Genomic DNA, 20,033 nt, shown 5'->3' on the forward strand with positions numbered 1-20,033 from the left:
GACAGCTGCTCTACGATCACTTCTCTTCCTTCAATCCCAAGCGGCTGAGCCATTTGCGGCCTTTTTCGACGGCGGCTTTGTCTTTGGAGTCGCCGCCTGCCTGGCTGGCTTGCATGGCTTGCAGAGCAGCCTGAAGTTCCTGCTTTTGTTCCTCCAGCTGCAGGCGTTCGCGAGCTATCTTGGCCCGCTCCATCGAGAGATCGATTTCAGCCTGACGCAACTTTTCATCCCAGGACTTTTGCATGCCGCGCAGTTTCTCGCGTTCTTCCTGCACCAGTTCGTCCGATTCGATTAGCTGCGCCACCGCGGCTGCACCCACTGCCATACCCTCACGAGCATCGGCCTGTTGCTCCAGTAGCGATCGCAACTCGGCGATCTCGCGATCGCGACGCGCCAGTTCGGCATCCGTCGCCTTGATGACTTCGGTGATCTTCAAACGTTTGCCTTGCTCGTCGGTACCGGCTTGTTCGTCATCGGTCTCAGCGTTCAGTTGCTCAAGTAGCAACTTCTTGCGCTCTTCCCAGCTGAGCCCTTCTTGACCCAAGTGTGGCATGTGACCATGCGGCGCGAAGTTGATCTGTAACTTGGCAACTCGCTCGTTCAATTCTTCATTCTGACTGCGCAAGTCGATGATTTGGCAAGTCGCCAGTTCCAGTCGTTGACGCAGTTCGGCATCGGCGATCACCGCGTCAGCCTCAGCGGTCGAGCCGCCGCGCAAGCGACCGATCTCATCGCGCAGTTCGTCGACGATTCCCGAGTCGCGTTCTTTGACGCTCAGCAAACTGCGCAGGTCGGCTACTTCGGCACGCAGCGCAGCCACCAACTCGTCATCGCTTTGCTTGATCGCTTCGGCAGCCGTGGAGCTCGAGTGATCATGTTCCAACGCCTCCGACAACAAGGCTTCGGTTTCGCCTAACGATCGTCGAGCTTGCTCGAGCTGTTTAGTCAGTTCGGCAATTTGCTTTTCATAGCGGTCGTCACCGGCTTCATTGCTTTCACTAGCTGCAGTGGTTGTCGCGATGGATGCGGCTGCAACCTGGGGCAATTCGATTTTCTTAAGAGACTGTTCAATCAGGCCCGGCAATTCGGCTGTCAGCGTGGTCCATTGTTGACCAAGAGCCGTCTGCAAACCGGCGGTCATGCGCGCAGCCATGCTGGCCATGGATCGCGATTCAAACTTCTCAATCTCTTTAGCCAGTTCCGGCATGGCGATCGGTAGCGATGTCGCGGCGGTGGGAACCGCAGCCGACAAGGCAGACTGCAAACGCTCAGGCAGGTCATCGCTCAGCGGCGCTAGTTGCACTGCGATGGCCGTTTGTAAACTGCTGGTCAACTGTTCGACTAGTCCATTGATCGAACGTGAGTGCGCCTTGTCTAAGGCCTCAACGGTTTCTTCTAGCGTAGGTGCGTCTGACTTGGGCCACTGAGCCAGTAGGCGATTGATCATGCGCTCTTCGAGTTGCTCGAGCGCCGTGGTGATCCAACTGGGCTGGGATGTTGCCCGCTGTTCCAGCGTGCCGACCAGCGTTTGCAGTTGCTCGGCCAGTTCCAATTCCGTGGCTTGATGTGCCGAGACGATACCATCGAGCGACTTGAGGTCCGATTGTCGCTGATCGAGTTCATTGAGCCGCTGTAGCAAATGAGCTTGCTCTTTGTCAACCGCCTGCTCACGGTTGCAAAGGTCTTCTACGATCGAGTCGAGCGTTTCACGAAGCTGCTCGAGCTGACGATTGCTCATTGTCCGGCTCTTCGATTGCGTCTCACCACCCCATGGGCGATTCGCAAGTACGGTCACGGGAACCGACCCGAGATCCAGTGCGTGTGGTTGAAAAGTGCCAGCCGTGCAATAGTTTGGATAGCGTAGAGTCCAAACCGGGGGCGGCACTCAACCATAGATTTTTCTGGGGCTCGGGTCAGGTAGAACCTGGTGAACCCTGCCCCAGCAATGTGCGCTGCCATGCCGAACGTGACGATTGCGCCACATAAACAGTGGCCGCGAGTTCAGTTGTTGACGCGTTCGATGTATTCGCCGGTTCGTGTATCGATTTTGATCACGTTGCCTTCTTTGATAAATCCAGGCACGATGAACTCGGCCCCGGTCTCCACCTTAGCGGGCTTAGTTACGTTGGTGGCGGTGTCGCCCTTGGCACCCGGTTCGCATTCGGTCACCTTCAACTCGACATGGTTGGGCGGAGACATGGTGATGGGCACGCCATTGAACAGCATCATGGTGCAGGTCATGCCGTCTTTGAGATACTTCCAAGCGTCATCGACTTGATCGCCGGTCAGTTCGTACTGCTCGAAGGACTGGTTGTCCATAAAGAAGTAGGCTTCGGCCTGGCGGTACAGGAACTGAGTTTCGATTTCTTCGACATCGGCCGATTCCAGTTCATCGCCACCTTTGTAGGTGCGGTCCAGAACCGTACCGCGTACGAGGTTCTTCATCTTGCACTTGTAGAGGGCATTGCCTTTACCCGGTTTGACGAAGTTCATCTCGACCATCAAATAGGGTTCACCGTCGATTTGAACCTTCAGCCCTTTGCGGAAATCACTCGTCTTGTAGGTACCCACTTTGTCCCTTCACCTTATACTGACTGATCATTATCCTGATCGCCCTGCCCAAAACCGGACCAATGTTTACCAGGCTCTGATCCCCAAATGGCGACGATTTTAGCTACCAACCCCCAACTTGTCGAAGCCACTTCCGCCTCGGTCAGCTGGCAGGAGGCCGTTCGCCGGGCGATCCGCGACCCTCGAATGCTGCTATCGGCCTTGAGTTTACCACCGGAGACCGCCGGTGCGTTGGAGCGGTCGCACGCGGCTGGTGAACAATTTCCGCTGCTGGTACCCTGGGAATTTGTGGCTCGCATGCAGCCTGGAGACCCACACGACCCGCTCCTGCTCCAAGTTCTGATCAGCAACCAGGAGGGTGCGGCCGAGCCGGGATTTGTCGCCGATCCAGTCGATGACCGCGCCGCCACCTTACTGCCCGGACTGCTCCAAAAATATATTTCGCGAGCGCTGCTGGTAACCACAGGTGCCTGCGCCGTACACTGCCGCTACTGTTTTCGGCGCGAATACCCGTATGCCGAAGTCCCCAAAAGTCCTGCAACTTGGCAGGTGGCCATCGACTATATCGCTGGCGATGACAGCCTGGAAGAAGTGATTCTCTCAGGCGGCGACCCGCTCATGCTGAGCGATCATAGCCTCGGTTGGTTGGTCGAACGCTTGAACGACATTCCGCACATCCAGCGGCTGCGCATTCATACGCGTCTGCCGGTGGTGATTCCCCAACGCGTATGCGCAGAAATGCTGCAGTGGCTCGGTCGCTCGCGCATGCAAGTGGTATTGGTGACGCACATCAACCATCCGCGCGAGATCGATCAGTGCTTGTCGCGGGCACTAGCCAATTTGCGAACTTCTGGCGCATTGCTACTAAATCAATCCGTCTTATTGCGAGGTATCAATGATAACGTAGCAGTTCAGCGAGAGCTCAGCGGGCGGTTGATTGCCGCCGGTGTACTGCCTTATTACTTGCATCAACTCGATCGGGTGCAAGGAGCAGCGCATTTTGAAGTGCCAGTGGCTGAGGGCCAAAAAATAGTCGCCGATCTGCGCGCCCAATTCTCTGGCTATGGCGTGCCTCAATATGTGTCTGAACAACCTGGATACCCCAATAAAGTGCCCTTGTAAGCATGTGGACACGTCCAATTCGGGATTAGGGCACAAATAGTGCCCAGCCTTTAGGTCGAGCAGTTGTATTGTGTTTAGGGTTTTTGGGTGGCACTGGTCCCTGAGAGGGTTCATTGGCCAACGAACCAACCCGTCCCAGGCAGCATCCTGGCAGGCTGTATCCAAAACTTCGCTGCCATTGGACCAGACACAGGGCCCGGCCAACTGCACCACTTCGTCCCATGCACTGGCTATGCTGCGCATTGCCAGTGCCACCCGAAGTCCTTTGAATTTCGATGGTACCCGAATTGGATGTGTACACGTGCTTAGCGGTCTATCACATTGCTTGCATGAAATATTTCTCTGTGACGTGCAAGAAATGAGGCGGCCCAAGGTGTATTAGAGAGTGAACGAACTGTCTGCGGACGTGATTGTCACTCTAGCGACTCAGTACAGCCCACTTTTTCAACCAAAAAACTCTCACGCGGCAACAAAGTTTGCGTCCAGGTAACGAATAACAAGTACTTGACTCAAGGACGAGTCAGGTTCCAGGGCGGCTGAACCTTGTTCAGTTGATGGCTCGTCTTTGCCAAAGAAAGATCATTGTGTATAGCTTGTTTTATCAGGGACGTACCCCTCGCCAATCCAACCAAGTGTCCCGCTCTGGCGGCCGCTCGGTGTCTCTACATTCGTGCTTATGGACAGCCCAGATCGCAGTTATCGTTCTGTTGTTGGGCCTAGTCACAACGGCTGCCGTGATGGGTTATCGTTATCAACGCGTGTACGCTAACCAGAAGTGGTTGGATGATTGTCGTGCTGAATATGAATGGCATTATCAAGTACCGCATGTTTTTCGACCCATGTGGCAAGGCATGCAGGGTGATATTGCCGCCACGCTCGGACCAGCCTCGGTATCGGACTTGCATACAGTCCACTTGAAGGGTAATCTCGAAGATAGTTCGCTGGGCAAATTACCCGGCTTGCGAGCAGTGCTTAAGTTGAGTGTGGAAAGCAACGCAGCTACCGACAAGACCATTGAAAATATCGCTCAGCTTCGACAGCTGCGCAGTTTGACTCTGGTAGGTAAACAATTCAGTTTTGAAGGTCTGCTGGAACTTAGAAAACTCCCGAACTTGCGGCAGCTCACGCTGGGCAATATGTCGCTATCGATGGCCGAACTGGCGGTGCTGGAAACAGCGGTGCCTCAAGCGAATTTGAAGTACAGCCAAAGTTCTTCCAATCGAACTTATGAACGACAAGTGGTGGCTCGTTATCCGCGCATAGAAAAGAAATCCGCTGAACCGCAAACGGGATTTGCTCCACTGCTCGGTCAAGCTCCGCCCAGCACAACTGATCTGCCCGCCCGTAAGGATTCGTAAGATAATCCGTCGAGCGCCGCTGGCTTTGTTGCTAAAATGATTGGTCTATGATCAATCCACAGCCTTCGCCGATCTCTGACCAGTTGCCCGAGGCGGGTCGTTTGCTGGGCATCGACTACGGCACAGTCCGGATGGGGCTGGCGATGTGCGATGAAAGCCAACGCTGGGTGACACCGCTGGATACGTATCTGCGGCGCAATGAACGTTTGGACGAAAAGTTTCTCGGCGAACTGCTGGCCAAGCAACAGATTCAAGGCATCGTTCTCGGACTACCTATTCATAGTGATGGCACCGAGAGTCAAAAGTCGCGAGAAGTGCGTGACTTTCAAATGTGGATGGCGCGGTTCACCGATGTGCCTTGCATTTTTCAAGATGAACGGTTCACAACTGCCGAAGCTCGCCGCTTGTTGCGCGAAGCTGGATTAAATCATCTCCAACGCAAGAAACGAGTGGATCGCCTGGCCGCCCATCTGATCTTGGAGCATTTTCTCGAATCCCGCCGACATCGTGCAACCCATCTCGCCCCAATCGAAGATTGAAAAAGGGGTCAGGTCTATTTTCAGACGGCCACCTGGTAGTGAGAAGCAGCCGAAAATAGACCTGACCCCTTTTTTTTAGTACAGTGGACTATTATGTCCGCAGATCAATTCACGGAACTTGATTTCTCCGATCCGGCGTTCGACTTTGATAACGTGCTGCCGTCGACTGTGCCGTCGACTGTGCCTTCGACATCAGCTTGGACTGCGATGGCGGCCGCTCCCAGCCAGCGTCGAAGGCGGTGGTGGCACGCGATCCAGTTCCAGAAACTTATGCCGCGGACGGACTGGTTGATCAGTTTCATTGTGCACGCTGCTTTGCTGATCACCTTGGCATTCATCGGAATTAGTAGCCAAGCGTTGCCCACGAGCGTATTGCTGGTCGCCCAATCAGAGTCCGAGGGTCCTGAACTGGCCTCGCAACTTTCCAGCGTCGCTAGCGATTTAGAAATCGATGCGCTTAGTTTCGACTCGGTCATTGCACAGCTGGATCAGTCCAGTTCCCTGTCAGCCACCTTGCCTGAAACACAACTAGAGTTCGAAGGCCCGTCTTCCATCAACTCCGCGATCGCCGATCAAGCTTTAGCAGCCCTGCCTGAAAAATCGATGGTGGTTGGCCGTTCCGGCACGGCGAAGCTCTCCTTGCTCTCCAAGTATGGCGGTACTGCCCAGACCGAAGCGGCTGTGAAGCTTGGATTGGAATGGTTGATACGTCAACAACAAAGCGATGGCTGGTGGAGCTTTCTCGGTCCCTATGCACAAGGTGCCCAGTTCGGTGAAAACAGCAAGGCGGCCACGGGCATGGCCCTGATTGCCTTTCTCGGAGCGGGCCACACACATCAATCGGGTGAATATCGCGAGCAGCTCCACAAAGCACTCGAGTGGTTGGTGAAAGAACAACAGCCCAATGGAAGTTTCATTCACGACACACCGCTGCATCACGCGATCTATACACAAGGCATCTGTACGCTGGCGCTGAGCGAAGCGTACGCTATGACCGGCGATACCTGGCTGAAACAATACGTCGAGAAAGCCGTTAAATATACGCTTCGCGCCCAAGGAACCGCCGGTGGCTGGCGCTACTCGTTCCGCGGAGACTCTGATACATCAGTAACAGGTTGGTGCATGATGGCGCTGGTCAGCGCCAAGTCGGCTGGCATTACGGTACCCGAGAACCAGCTGCGAAGTATTCATTCCTACTTGAACTCTGTCGACGCTGAAGAGCACTCTCAATACGGCTATCGCAAAGACAGTCGACCTACGGCGTCGATGACCGCAGAAGGCATGCTCTGCCGCATGTATTTGGGCTGGTCCCGCACACATCCGGCGATCGAGAAGTGCGCCGCTTGGCTAGATGAAAACGCACCGTTCAATGGTGAAGAACTGCGTTACTACTATTGGTACTACGCCACTCAAGTCATGCATCACGCTGGTCACGACCATTGGAAGAAATGGAATAGCATGATGCGCGAACAATTGCCCGCGCTTCAAGTGCAAGAAGGTCCGGAAGTAGGTAGTTGGCCACTGGCCACCAGCGGCATCGACCACAGCGCCGGTCGCCTGTACGCCACTTGCATGGCGCTCTACTGCTTGGAAGTCTACTACCGACACATGCCCCTGTATGACTCGTTTAACCCGTAGCCGCCAGGCGAGGCGTCATCGTTTAACCCGTAGCCGCTAGGCGAGGCGCACCTGCTAACCAAACGTTGCGTTTACCTAAGCATCCATATGCCTTGGTGAGTGCGTCATCGTTTAACCCGTAGCCGCCAGGCGAGGTGCACCTGCTAACCAAACGTTGCGTTTACCTGAGCATCAACTTGCTCAAGGTGAGTGACTTGGCCCTGAGAATCAACCGCTTCGTTTGCCTCGCCTTCGGCTACGGGTTAAACGAGATCGCCGCCAGGCGAGGCGCACCCGCTAACCAAACGTTGCGATTACCTGAGCATCAACTTGCTCAAGGTGAGTGACTTGGCCCTGAGAATCAACCGCTTCGTTTGCCTCGCCTTCGGCTACGGGTTAAACGAGATCGCCGCCAGGCGAGGTGCACCCGCTAACCAAACGTTGCGTTTACCTGAGCATCAACTTGCTCAAGGTGAGTGACTTGGCCCTGAGAATCAACCGCTTCGTTCGCCTCGCCTTCGGCTACGGGTTAAACGAGATCGCCGCCAGGCGAGGCGCACCTGCTAACCAAACGCTGCGTTTACCTGAGCATCCATATGCCTTGGTGAGTGCGTCATCGTTTAACCCGTAGCCGCCAGGCGAGGCGCACCTGCTAACCAAACGCTGCGTTTACCTGAGCATCAACTTGCTCAAGGTGAGTGACTTGGCCCTGAGAATCAACCGCTTCGTTTGCCTCGCCTTCGGCTACGGGTTAAACGAGATCGCCGCCAGGCGAGGCGCACCTGCTAACCAAACGCTGCGTTTACCTGAGCATCAACTTGCTCAAGGTGAGTGACTTGGCCCTGAGAATCAACCGCTTCGTTTGCCTCGCCTTCGGCTACGGGTTAAACGAGATCGCCGCCAGGCGAGGCGCACCTGCTAACCAAACGCTGCGTTTACCTGAGCATCAACTTGCTCAAGGTGAGTGACTTGGCCCTGAGAATCAACCGCTTCGTTTGCCTCGCCTTCGGCTACGGGTTAAACGAGATCGCCGCCAGGCGAGGCGCACCTGCTAACCAATCGCTGCGTTTACCTGAGCATCTACTTGCTCAAGGTGAGTGACTTGGCCCTGAGAATCAACCGCTTCGTTCGCCTCGCCTAACGGCTACGGGTTAAGTTAAACGAGGCTCAAGCACGTTATCACTTCGCGACAGAACGCGGGCAGGTCATCGGGTTTGCGGCTGCTGATAAAGTGTCGATCGACGACCACTTCGGCGTCTTCCCAAATGGCACCGGCGTTAATCAAGTCGTCTTTGATACCGGGCGAACCGGTCACGCGCACGCCGCGGTAAACTCCAGCGGAGATCGGAATCCAACCTCCGTGGCAAATCGCAGCCACGCATTTACCCGCGGCATCAAAGTCGCGCACCAGTTGCAGCACTTGCGGATCACGCCGCAATTTGTCAGGCATAAATCCACCTGGCACGATCAAGCCATCAAAGTCCTGAGCGGTAACGTCGGCGATCGATCGATCCGAGGTTAACGGATAACCATGTTTGCCCAAGTATCGCGTGCCACCAGCTTCCTGTCCGACCATCACGAACTCCGCCCCAGCTTCGATCATGCGCAGCCGCGGATAACACAGTTCGAGATCTTCATAGATGTCGCCAATAAACGCCAGGATTCGTTTGCCAGAAAGTTGAGTCATTTGAGATTTGCGATTTGCGATTTGAGATTGTGTTTGATTCGTTTTTCACACTTCCAACTTCAATTGGCTCCTTTGCGTCCTGGGCGGTAGCCTTTGGTATTGCGGGTGCGACGTTCTTTCTTGCTGCCTTGGCCCGGGATTTTGTGAACGTATTCGCCGCGGAAGCGCGTGTTGGCATCTTCGCGACGACGATTTAGCGCTTCCAGGGGTGGTTGCGAGGGGATCAGCGCATCGCAGTCGTTGCCAATCAAGTCGGTACGGCCCGCTTGGCGCAAGGCTTCGCGGACTTCGAAGTAGTTCTCGGGTTTGAAGAACTGCATCAGCGCGCGTTGCATCTTGCGATCTCGCAGCCCTTTGGCGATATGCACTGGTTTCTTGGTGAATGGATCGATGCCGGTGTAGTACATCGTGGTGGCTACATCCAATGGTGCCGGAATAAAGTCCTGCACTTGATCGGGTTTGTAGCCATTGCGTTTCAAGAACACGGCCAGGTTGATCATGGCATCGAGGTCGCTACCAGGATGGCTGGCGATGAAGTACGGTACCAGGTACTGCTTCTTGCCGACGGCTTTGGAATGTTCGTTGAAGACATCCGTAAAGTTTTCGAAGTCATCGTTGGAGGGCTTGCGCATCTTGAACAGCACATCGGGATCGACATGTTCAGGCGCGACCTTCAAGTGCCCGCCCACATGATGTTCGGTCAGTTCGCGAATGTACTCGGGCGACTGGCGCGCCAAATCCATGCGCACGCCGCTAGCGACTAGCACTTTCTTGACCCCGGGAACTTTGCGGGCCGCGCGCATGAGGTCGATCACGGGTTGATGATCGACGCCCAGTAATTTGCAGATCTTGGGATGCACACATGACTGGCGGCGACAGATCGCTTCGACCTCGGGCTTGGTGCACTTCATGTGATACATGTTCGCCGTTGGTCCACCAATATCGCTGACCGTGCCTTTGAAGGTTTTACTCTGAGCCAATTTCTGAATTTCGCCCAGCACGCTTTCTTGGCTGCGCGATTGAATGGCTCGGCCTTGATGGGCGGTGATGGAACAGAAGGTGCAACCGCCAAAGCAGCCGCGCATGATCGTGACCGAATCTTTGATCATCTCGTAGGCCGGAATCGGTTCGGTGTAGCTCGAATGCGGTCGACGCGTGTAGGGCAGACCATAGATGCGGTCCATGGCCGTTTCCGAAATGGGAAACTGAGGCGGATTGACTACGACGGCCTGAGTGCCATGCCACTGAACCAAACGCCGCGCGTTGTAGGGATTGGTTTCCGAGTGAATGATGCGCGTGGCTTCCGCAAATTGCAGCTTGTCAGCCATCACATGATTGTAACTAGGCAGAGTCAGCGCATCCTCGGGCGGAGTCTCCGAGGCACCTAGCGCGTACGCGAGACCGCGCATATCGCGCAGGTCCTTCACCGTTTGACCGGCCGCCAAACGCTGCGCGATCTCGACCACTGCGTTTTCGCCCATACCGAAGACCACCAGGTCCGCTTTGCTGTCCAGCAGAATACTGCGTCGAACTTTGTCGGACCAATAGTCATAGTGCGCCAAGCGCCGCAGCGAAGCTTCCACACCACCAGCGATCACCGGCACGCCTTTATAGGCTTCGCGCGCCCGCTGGCAGTAGCTCAACGTGGCTCGATCCGGTCGCAGGCCAATCTTGCCGCCGGGCGAATAGGCATCATCGTTGCGGACTTTTTTATTGGCCGTGTAATGGTTGATCATCGAGTCCATATTGCCGGCGCTGATCGCAAAACACAGACGCGGTCGGCCAAAGCGTTGCCAATCGGTGCAGGAATGCCAATCGGGTTGCGAGACGATCCCGACGCGAAACCCAGCCGCCTCCAGCACTCGGCCCAGAATGGCCATCGCAAAACTGGGGTGGTCGATATACGCATCGCCGGTGACGAACACGATATCGATTTCATCCCATCCCCGGGCGCGAGCTTCGGCGGCCGTCATGGGCAGGGGCGTAGAAGCCAGTGGTCCAGTCGGTTTTCGGCCGCCGGCAGCAGAGGGAGTGGCGGGCAGACTGGTTAAGAAACGATCGGCCGTGCGGGCCTCGTTAAGCACAGGTAGCTGCATTTGTTCGTCATTTATTGTTGTGAAAGCTTCGATTGGACGCCCACAGCGCTTGGCCGAAACCCTCTGGTTAATTATTCGCTTTCCAGCGAGCCTCCCATTGTAGATAAGTGTCTGAAAATTGTCGAAGCCTAGTTTGGCCTTAAAAAAACGCGTTTTGAGGCTATCATTAACAAGTAAACCGTCGGGCGTTAGCCAAAGGTTCCCACAACTAAGCCGAGGGCGTTAGCCCCGGTTCCAACAACCGCCAATCAACAACCACCGGCAATCGGAGAAAATAGTTGGACAAGCGCGTAGTACTGGCGATGAGTGGCGGAGTGGACAGCTCGGTAGCTGCCCATTTGTTGCTGCGCGCCGGTTACGAAGTGATTGGGGTCTTTATGCGGCACGGAGAAGAATCTGCGGCCAGCTGTAAAGTGGAAAGCACTGGTCACAATCCGCTCTTGCCCATTCTGCAGGGCCGCTCGGATCACAAGCAAGGATGTTGCAGCGCTTCGGATGCTCTGGACGCCCGCCGCGTGGCCGACCGACTGCAGATTCCGTTTTATGCTCTCGACCTCAAGGCCGATTTCAGCCGCATCGTGCATTACTTTGTCGATGAATACTCAAAAGGTCGCACGCCCAACCCGTGCGTGCAGTGCAATAACTGGATCAAGTTTGGCCGCCTGTTCGACTACGCCGACAGCGTCGATGCCCACTTCGTAGCCACCGGGCACTATGCCCGCATGGAAGCGATCGATGGCCAACCGGCCTTGATTCGTGGCGTGGATGATCACAAAGATCAATCGTATGCCTTGGCCGGTATCGATCGACGCTACTTGCATCGCATGTTGTTGCCGGTGGGTGGTTATGAAAAGCCAGAGATTCGGCAGATGGCGGCCCAAGTCGGTTTACGCGTCGCGGAAAAGAAGGACAGCCAAGAGATCTGCTTTGTTGCCAGTGGCCAGCATGACCAATTCGTCCGCGAGCGTTCGAAGGTATCGACGGCAGGTCATATCCTTACTACCGATGGTCGCACCGTCGGCGAGCATCCAGGCATCGAAGGCTTTACGATCGGCCAACGCAAAGGACTCGGCATCGCCTTGGGCCAGCCGCACTTTGTGGTCCGCATCGATAGCCAGACCAACAACGTCATCATCGGTCCCAAAGAAGCTTTAGCGCGTCCCACGTTAACGGCGCAGCGCTTCAATTGGTTAATCGAACCACCTACTCAACCGCTGCAGATTGCTGCACAGATCCGCTACAACAGTCGCGGCATCGCCTGCACCGCTACTCCATCGTCCGATGGTACAACCGTCGAAGTTGAATTCCAGCAGCCCGCCTTAGGTGTTGCTCCTGGACAACTCTGCGTCCTCTACGACGGTCCACGCGTTCTGGGAGGCGGTTGGATCATGTAATCTGCCGTAGCCGAAGTCGCCAGACTTTGGACGCGCCCCTCCCGAATCTTGCTACGCTCGATTCGACCTCCCCAAACTAAAGTTTGGAGAGGTGACCCCATAGCCGAAGTCGCCAGACTTTGGATGAATAACCATAACCGTCTACGTAGCCGAAGTCGCCAGACTTTGGATGAGCTACCATAACACCTCCAATCTCTGGCGAGATCGGCTACATAACACCTCCAATCTCTGGCGAGATCGGCTACATAACCGACAATGAAATTACCTATTATCGATGCCCGCCAACCGGGCTACCAATCGCAGCTAGATGCCTTGCGACAGCAACTGAGCCCATCGGGCAACGTGGTCAGCGAGCGTGGCCGGGCTTTAACTCAGCGCGTCTTCGGCGCCGACTTGACGCCGGCTCAAGTTGTCGAGCGCATCTGCCAGGATGTTCAAGCGCAAGGCCGAGCCGCAGTGGCTCGTTATGTACAAGCCCTCGATAACATTGAAATACCCACAGGCCAGCTGTGCGTGCCTGAAGACACACTTAAATCTGCTCACGCGCAAGCGTCACCGCAATTGCTGGCCGCCGTGCGCGCGATCACCCAAAACATCCGCGCGTTTCAACAAGCCATTCTGCATCATGATGTGCGTTTCGAACCGCGCGCGGGCGTGCGATTGGATCAACGTTATGTGCCCTTGGATCGAGTGGGCGTGTGTGTACCCGGCGGCGCCGCTGCGTATCCGTCGACGGTGATGATGACCGTGGTGCCTGCCCAAGTCGCCGGAGTCAAAGAGATCGCAGTGGTCGCGCCACCCACGGCTTATGGCGCCTACAACCCCGATGTGCTCGCCACTTGCTACGAATTAGGCATTCGTGAAGTTTATCCCATCGGCGGCGCGCAAGCCGTGGCGGCCATGGCTTTTGGTATCGAGGGTTTGCCTAGAGTCGACAAGATTGTCGGCCCGGGAAATCTGTTTGTTGCTTTGGCCAAGAAGACGGTCTATGGTCACGTCGACATCGATTCGATCGCCGGTCCTAGTGAAGTGGTTGTCATCGCCGATCAAATCACGCGGGCCGACTTTGTGGCGGCCGATATGTTAGCCCAAGCAGAACATTCGCCGGGAGCCAGTCTGCTGGTCACTTGGGATGCCAGCCTGCTGCCCAAAGTCGAAGCGGAGCTGGAAAGACAAATCGCGGAGTTGGAACGTTGTGAACTGACGCGTCAAAGTCTGCAGTCCTTTGGTGGTTTTATCTTGGTGCGAGACCAGCAACAAGCCTGTGAAGTGACCGACTTGATCGCGCCCGAACATTTGCATATCGCCTGTCAACAGCCGCGTGAAGTTGCCATACAGATCAAACATGCAGGCGCGACATTCTTGGGCGATTTCAGTCCCGTGGCCGTGGGCGATTACGCCGCTGGACCATCGCACGTCTTGCCCACCGGTGGTACGGCGCGCTGGGCAGCCGGCCTGTCGGCCAACTCGTTCTTGCGTAGCGGCAGCCTGATCGAGTTTTCATCGGCAGCCCTAAACGACATTGCCCCCCACGCTTGCCATATCGCCGACTGCGAGGGGCTGACGGCGCACAAACGTAGTATGACCATCCGGCAGTAAACGCGAGTTGCTCGCGTAGCATACGGGTTGGTAAAATACTTTATATATAAAGTAAAATAATTTACGCATAAATCAAATATCGATTCGGGCTTCGGCCCGGCACACAAACCTTCCAATCAAGCTGCGAAAAAGTGAATTCCCTTTCGAACACATCGACTGACGAAGAAGTCGCCGGCTTCTTTCGACCCGCCGTGCAGGCCATGCAAGCCTACGTGCCCGGTGAGCAACCTCAAGCGGGCAAGTTCCTGAAGCTCAATACCAACGAAAATCCCTACTCGCCACCAGCGGCGGTGATTACGGCCATTACCGAAGCCGCCCAGGGACGCTTGGAGCGTTACCCAGATCCACTGGGGACCGCGTTTCGCATGCAAGCGGCTGAAGTGCTGGGTGTCGAGCCCGATTGGATTCTATGCGGCAATGGCAGCGATGACATTCTGACCATCGTTACTCGAGCCCTGGTGGGCGAAGGGGATACGCTGCGCTTGCCGTATCCCAGTTACATCCTCTATCGCACGTTAGCGCAGCTACAAGGCGCGGCTTGGGAGGAAGTCCACTTCACCTCCAACTTCCAACTGGACGATGCCTTTGCTGCCAACCATCCACGGCTGAAGCTGGTCTTCTTGCCCAATCCCAACAGTCCCAGCGGAACATTGATCTCGCCAGAGGAACTTGCCAGCCTGGCGGATCGCTTGACTTGTCCGCTATTGATCGACGAAGCCTATGTCGATTTCGCCGATACCAACTGTATCGAACTGGTCAAACGCAATCCGCGTATCATGGTCTCGCGGACGCTGAGTAAATCCTATGCGCTGGCCGGTTTGCGGTTCGGTTTCCTGGTGGCCCAGCCTGCCATGATTCGCATGTTCCGCAAAGTGAAGGACAGTTACAACTGCGACGCCATCAGCCTGGCCGGGGCCACGGCCGCCATCTCTAGTCAAAAGTGGTTAGCCGAGAATCGTGCACGCATCATCGCCACCCGCACGTGGATGACCGAGCGGCTACGCGCGCTCGGATTTACCGTTACGGATTCACATGCCAATTTCGTTTGGGCCACCTCGAAAGAACATTCCGCGCAGCGACTGTACGAAGGGCTCAAGGCTCAGAAAGTACTCGTGCGATATATGAACTATCAAGGCTGGGGCGACGGCCTGCGCATTAGCGTGGGTACCGACGAAGGCGCTCGCGCTGCCTTAAGCCTCCTGGAAAGCCTGCTGTGAGAGAGCCCGCTATGAGCACTGCCAATCGCACTGCGACGATCGATCGTCAAACCGCTGAAACCAAAATCTCGCTCAAGTTGAATCTCGATGGCACAGGTTCCAGTCAGATTCAAACCGGCGTCGGCTTTCTCGACCACATGTTGACCTTGTTTGCCAAACATGGGCTGTTCGATCTGTCGGTCGCTTGCCAAGGCGATGTCCAAGTCGACGCGCATCACACCACCGAAGACATCGGTATCTGCCTGGGCCTGGCCTTCAAGCAGGCGCTGGGCAACAAGCAGGGAATCGGTCGTTATGGACATATCGTGTTGCCTATGGAAGAGACGCTGGTAACGCTGGCGGTCGATTTGAGCGGGCGGATTTATGTGGTCTTCAATGCCCCGATGCCATCGCCCAAGATCGGCGAGTTTGATAGCGAACTGGTCGAAGATTTTTGGTACGCATTTGCCAGCCATGCCTTATGCAACTTCCACGTACAATTGCATTACGGTCGAAATAGTCACCATATCGCTGAGGCTATCTTCAAAGCGGCCGCTCGCGCGCTGCGGCAGGCAGTCACCATCGATCCCAGGCAAACCGGAGTGCCCAGCACAAAAGGCACTTTGTAAATATCCCATCTCAAATTTGAGATTATAGATCGGCTATAATATCGGCATGTCTACCGAACCATCAGAGCTTGGCGATGTTGAAGCGCTCCAGCGATTGAGCGCTGCGTGTGCGTCGATTCGTCGTGAATTAGCCCGCGTCATCGTCGGGCAAGATCGCGTGATCGAGCAACTGCTGGTCGCCATGTTAGCCGGTGGTCATTGCTTGCTGATTGGTGTGCCCGGCCTGGCCAAGACCCTGATGATTTCCAGCCTGGCCAAGTCATTGCATTTAGATTTCAATCGCATTCAATTCACTCCCGATCTGATGCCCGCCGACATCACCGGTACGGAAGTGATTCAAGAGAATCGCGAGCAAGGTATTCGCGAGTTCCGTTTTCTGCGCGGTCCAATTTTTGCCAACATCATTTTGGCCGATGAAATCAACCGCACACCGCCCAAGACGCAGGCCGCGCTGCTGGAGGCCATGCAAGAGCACCAAGTCACCGTCGGTGGCCAGCGTCATGCGCTGCCCAACCCGTTCTTTGTCCTGGCCACGCAGAACCCCATCGAGCAAGAAGGTACTTACCCATTACCGGAAGCGCAGTTGGATCGCTTCATGCTCAACGTGCTAGTTGACTATCCCAGTCAAGAAGACGAACTGGAGATCGTGCTGCGTACGACCAGCGACGAGCAAGTCGAGCTCGTGACGCAGCTCAGCGGGGCCGAGTTGCTGACGCTGACACATCTCGTGCGTAGGATTGTGATTACGCCCCACCTGGCGTTGTTGGCCACGCAAATCGCCCGGGCTACGCGACCAACGGACGAGCATGCCAGCGAACTGGTGCGTAAATGTGTGCGCTGGGGAGCCGGTCCGCGGGCCAGTCAGTACCTGGTGCTCGGAGCCAAAGCGCGGGCCGCGCTGTGTGGCAGCCCCAATGTGCGCCGCGAAGACATCGAAGCGATCGCACCGGCGGTTTTACGCCATCGGCTGCGTTTGAATTTTCAAGCCGAAGCCCAAGGTGTGGCTGCGGACGATATCATCAAAGAAGTGCTTAAGAGCGTCGACCAATCTTCCGAGTTGAGCGCCTCGCGTGAACGCATCAGCAAAGTACTTCGATCCTGAAACGCTGGCTCGCATCCAGCCGCTGGGTCTGCGCGCTCGTTGCCTGGTCGAAGGCTTGATCGCAGGCATGCATCGCAGTCCGCTCAAAGGACGCTCGATCGAATTCGCCCAGCATCGCGAATACACACCCGGCGACGATACACGCCAAGTCGACTGGAAGGTGTACGCTCGCACCGACAAGATCTATCTCAAACAGTTCGAAGATGAAACCAACTTGCAATGCACGGTGCTGTTGGACATCAGTGAGAGCATGCAGTTCAAAGGCCCAAGCAGCTCGCTCTCGAAACTCGAATATGCCCAGTTGATCACGGCCTCGATGGCTTACCTGGTCTTAGCTCAGCAGGACGCTGTGGGCCTGGCTACCTTTACCGATGACCTGCATGCCTGGCTCGTACCCAGCGCCAGTCCCACGCGCTGGGAAGACATCCTGCACGCGTTGGAGGGCGATGTAGTCTCGCCGGTGCGCTCCAATATTCCGCAAGCAGTTTCACTACTGGCTGCGCGTATGAAACGTCGCGGCCTGGTGGTGATCATAAGCGATCTGTTAGGTGATGCAGGGCAAATCAATGCGGCGTTAAAACTCTTGAAGTTCCAGCGTCACGATGTGTTGGTGCTGCATACGCTCGATCGCAGCGAAGTGGATTTCAAGTTCGATCGTGCCACGCGATTTGTTGGTTTGGAAGGTTTGCCTAGCATCGCAGCTGATCCGCGTTTTATCGGAGCGGCTTATCGCCAAGCCATGCAGGGCTTCATTGATTCCTTGCGAATCGGTTGCGAACAACTGGCGATGGACTATCGCTTGCTCATTACGGATCAATCGCTGGCGCTGGCGCTGTCGCAAGTTTTGGCTGAGCGGCGAAGGATAACAGTGTAATGTTTCCATTAGCTGCAATCGAACTGGGCAGCATCTGGATGTTGGGCTGGCTGGCTGCCGCTGGGATCCCTCTGGCTCTGCATTTACTGCACCGCCGCCGACAACAAGAGATCCCCTGGGCGGCCATGGAACTGCTGATGCAAGCCATCCAGCAGAACTCGCGCACCGTGCGCATCGAAGGTTGGTTGCTACTGTTACTTCGCACGCTGGCCCTTATCCTGTTGGCAATTGCCCTGGCGCGACCACTGTTAAGTGGCAACACGAATGTCGATGCCACGCTAACGGAGCCGCCGCGTTTGTGGGCCATTGTCTTGGATGCTTCGTATTCCATGAATTACTCGGCGGGTCGCCAGACATTGTGGCAGCGGGCGCAAAGCCAGGCGACGGATCTAGTGCGTCAAGCTTCCCCGCGCGATGCTTTTGTGCTCATACAAATGAGTGATCCACCACAAGCCGTTATTGGCCAGCCTGTCTTTGATGCCGCTCGAGTGATCAGTGAAATCAGCCGCTTGAAATGCACCGATGCAGGCGCACGCTTGAGCAGTTCGCTCGAACTGGTGCAACAAACGCTTGAAGATGCGCAGCAGTCGCTGGCTGACGAATCAACAGTGGAAATCGTCTTCTTCAGCGATATGGGACGCGATACCTGGCAAGCGGCCATCGAAGGCGATGCGCGCTCGACGCTTCAACAATTGTCGAGTCGTTATGCGGTGCGTTATCAATCGCTGGCCGTCGAGCAACCTGTCAACGTAGCCATCACGGCCTTCGAAGCGGATGCACCGTTGATTCTCGAAGGTCGATCGCTGCAATGTTCCGCGACGATTCGTAACTTTGGTTCCGAACCTGTGCTGCGCATGCCAGTGCAATTCTTATCCGAAGGTTCTACGATTCAAACCGAGTTTGTGGATTGTCCCGCGGGCCAGGCACGCACGGTATCAACACAAATGCAGCCACCGAGTGATCGCACCTGGCACATCAGTGCGCTGCTGCCCGATGATGCTTTGCTGCCGGACAATCGACGTGATTTGATTATCTCGGTGCGCCCACAAGTGCGCGTGGTTACGATCGAACCGACGGCCGGCGCGGCGCGCATGGTCAACTTGAGCCTGGCACCGGCCAGTAGCGCAGAGTTAGCCAGTAACCTCAAACGTCGTGCGGCGACCGTGGAAACCTGGAGCACCTCTCAGCTATCTACTCGCAATTTGAACCAGGTGGATGCGGTCATCCTGGTCGATGTGCCGCAGTTGGATCCGGCCAGCTTGATTAAGTTGCGTGAATATGTCGCAGGTGGTGGATCTGTTTTAGCCCTGGTCGGACCACGCGCTGACGCAGTGGCTTGGAATCGTGCGACCGATTCGTTGGGACAATTGTTGGGTATCCAGTTGGATTCACCATCGGCACCGGGCGATTGGCAAGTGGACCCGCTGGGTTATGAAAGCCCGCTGGCCAAACCCTTTGCCAATTATTTGGATGCGGGACTGCTGACCACACCTATTTTTCGATATTGGAAAATCAAGTCGCCGGAACCATCCAGTGATCCCGCCAAACCAGACACGAATTCTGGCACGACTGGTGGACGAGTGGTGGTCGATCTGGCGCTCAGTAGCGGTGATCCATGGATCGTGCGGCGCGCAATAGGTGCCGGTTGGATGGCCGTGATGCTCAGCGCACCAGAATCAGGTGGCGCCTTGGATCGGTCGGAACCAAGTTGGAATGCAATAGCTACCTGGCCCAGCTTTGTGCCCATCATGCAGAAGCTAATCGAAACGTTGATTGGTGGCGGTGATGCGCAGAACAACCTGCTAGTTGGCCAACCCTTGCGCGGTTGGCTCGCGCATAGTTCGCAATCGACCGAGTTGATCATTCATAGGCCTGACAAATCGCAGAGCCGATTAACGGTGCCAGCAGCCGACGGCAATAGTCGACCTGCTTGGGTATATACTCAAGTCGATAGGGCAGGGGTCTATGATGTTACAACTGCAGCCAACCCAAGTGAGCCCGGTGCGCAATCCGATCAACAACTCTTTGCCGTCAACATCGAACCCAATCAGAGCGCAATGCAGGCAGTGAATGTCGAGAGTTTGCCAGTTGGCAAGCCCGTTGGTTCGCAGCCATCATCAACCGCTCGCAGCAGCACTTCCGATGTTCGTCCCAGCGAGTTCTTGACCAAGGCGAGTTTGTGGTTGCTGCTGTGCGTACTGGCAATGGAGTCACTGCTGGCCTGGCATTTGGGAAGGCGTCTGGCATGA

General features: G+C 55.8%; 15 protein-coding genes. 11 read left to right on the forward strand and 4 right to left on the reverse strand.

Annotated elements, in window-relative coordinates:
• Positions 1-16 precede the first annotated feature (16 nt).
• Together SH573x_RS01020 and efp are read right to left on the reverse strand one after the other, a co-directional pair.
• A complete protein-coding gene (locus SH573x_RS01020; RefSeq protein ID WP_479352430.1) occupies positions 17-1,738 on the reverse strand; it encodes a coiled-coil domain-containing protein in 1,722 nt (573 codons plus the stop codon).
• Positions 1,739-2,001: 263 nt separating this feature from the next.
• On the reverse strand, positions 2,002-2,571 hold the full coding sequence (efp, locus tag SH573x_RS01025) for an elongation factor P (RefSeq protein WP_479352431.1): 570 nt from the start codon (positions 2,569-2,571) through the stop codon (positions 2,002-2,004).
• An 87-nt stretch (positions 2,572-2,658) separates the two neighbouring features.
• On the opposite strand from efp, the gene epmB reads away from it, so the two are divergent.
• The 4 genes from epmB to SH573x_RS01045 all read left to right on the forward strand — a co-directional run bounded on the left by epmB (position 2,659) and on the right by SH573x_RS01045 (position 7,228).
• Positions 2,659-3,693, forward strand: coding sequence for an EF-P beta-lysylation protein EpmB (gene epmB, locus SH573x_RS01030; protein WP_479352432.1), 1,035 nt, complete (start codon positions 2,659-2,661; stop codon positions 3,691-3,693).
• Positions 3,694-4,349: 656 nt separating this feature from the next.
• Positions 4,350-5,051: a hypothetical protein gene (locus SH573x_RS01035; RefSeq protein WP_479352433.1), complete on the forward strand. Its 702-nt coding sequence runs from the start codon at positions 4,350-4,352 to the stop codon at positions 5,049-5,051.
• A 47-nt stretch (positions 5,052-5,098) separates the two neighbouring features.
• On the forward strand, positions 5,099-5,590 hold the full coding sequence (gene ruvX, locus SH573x_RS01040) for a Holliday junction resolvase RuvX (RefSeq protein WP_479352434.1): 492 nt from the start codon (positions 5,099-5,101) through the stop codon (positions 5,588-5,590).
• Positions 5,591-5,683: 93 nt separating this feature from the next.
• The gene (locus SH573x_RS01045; protein WP_479352435.1) at positions 5,684-7,228 is read left to right on the forward strand and encodes a hypothetical protein; all 1,545 of its coding nucleotides are present in this window, start codon (positions 5,684-5,686) and stop codon (positions 7,226-7,228) included.
• A gap of 1,135 nt (positions 7,229-8,363) precedes the next feature.
• On the opposite strand, the gene SH573x_RS01050 is transcribed toward SH573x_RS01045, so the two are convergent.
• Positions 8,364-8,894: a type 1 glutamine amidotransferase domain-containing protein gene (locus SH573x_RS01050; RefSeq protein WP_479352436.1), complete on the reverse strand. Its 531-nt coding sequence runs from the start codon at positions 8,892-8,894 to the stop codon at positions 8,364-8,366.
• 59 nt (positions 8,895-8,953) lie between these two features.
• Positions 8,954-10,990: a YgiQ family radical SAM protein gene (locus SH573x_RS01055; RefSeq protein ID WP_479352437.1), complete on the reverse strand. Its 2,037-nt coding sequence runs from the start codon at positions 10,988-10,990 to the stop codon at positions 8,954-8,956.
• A 278-nt stretch (positions 10,991-11,268) separates the two neighbouring features.
• Between SH573x_RS01055 and mnmA the strand changes: the two genes are divergently transcribed.
• The 7 genes from mnmA (at position 11,269) to SH573x_RS01090 (ending at position 20,033) form a co-directional block, all read left to right on the forward strand.
• Complete coding sequence (gene mnmA / locus SH573x_RS01060) at positions 11,269-12,384, forward strand: tRNA 2-thiouridine(34) synthase MnmA (protein ID WP_479352438.1); 1,116 nt, start codon at positions 11,269-11,271, stop codon at positions 12,382-12,384.
• 255 nt (positions 12,385-12,639) lie between these two features.
• Positions 12,640-13,983, forward strand: a complete 1,344-nt coding sequence (gene hisD, locus SH573x_RS01065; protein ID WP_479352439.1) for a histidinol dehydrogenase — start codon at positions 12,640-12,642, stop codon at positions 13,981-13,983.
• A 131-nt stretch (positions 13,984-14,114) separates the two neighbouring features.
• On the forward strand, positions 14,115-15,200 hold the full coding sequence (hisC, locus tag SH573x_RS01070) for a histidinol-phosphate transaminase (RefSeq protein ID WP_479352440.1): 1,086 nt from the start codon (positions 14,115-14,117) through the stop codon (positions 15,198-15,200).
• 11 nt (positions 15,201-15,211) lie between these two features.
• Positions 15,212-15,808 carry an imidazoleglycerol-phosphate dehydratase HisB gene (gene hisB / locus SH573x_RS01075; RefSeq protein WP_479352441.1) on the forward strand — a complete coding sequence of 199 codons (597 nt, stop codon included), beginning with the start codon at positions 15,212-15,214 and terminating at the stop codon, positions 15,806-15,808.
• A 46-nt stretch (positions 15,809-15,854) separates the two neighbouring features.
• The gene (locus SH573x_RS01080) at positions 15,855-16,910 is read left to right on the forward strand and encodes an AAA family ATPase (protein WP_479352442.1); all 1,056 of its coding nucleotides are present in this window, start codon (positions 15,855-15,857) and stop codon (positions 16,908-16,910) included.
• The gene (locus tag SH573x_RS01085; RefSeq protein ID WP_479352443.1) at positions 16,879-17,784 is read left to right on the forward strand and encodes a DUF58 domain-containing protein; all 906 of its coding nucleotides are present in this window, start codon (positions 16,879-16,881) and stop codon (positions 17,782-17,784) included. Before SH573x_RS01080 ends, SH573x_RS01085 begins: the two co-directional genes overlap by 32 nt.
• The gene (locus SH573x_RS01090; protein ID WP_479352444.1) at positions 17,784-20,033 is read left to right on the forward strand and encodes a BatA domain-containing protein; all 2,250 of its coding nucleotides are present in this window, start codon (positions 17,784-17,786) and stop codon (positions 20,031-20,033) included. Before SH573x_RS01085 ends, SH573x_RS01090 begins: the two co-directional genes overlap by 1 nt.

The sequence above is a fragment of the Rania fehmarnensis genome (genome assembly GCF_056494185.1).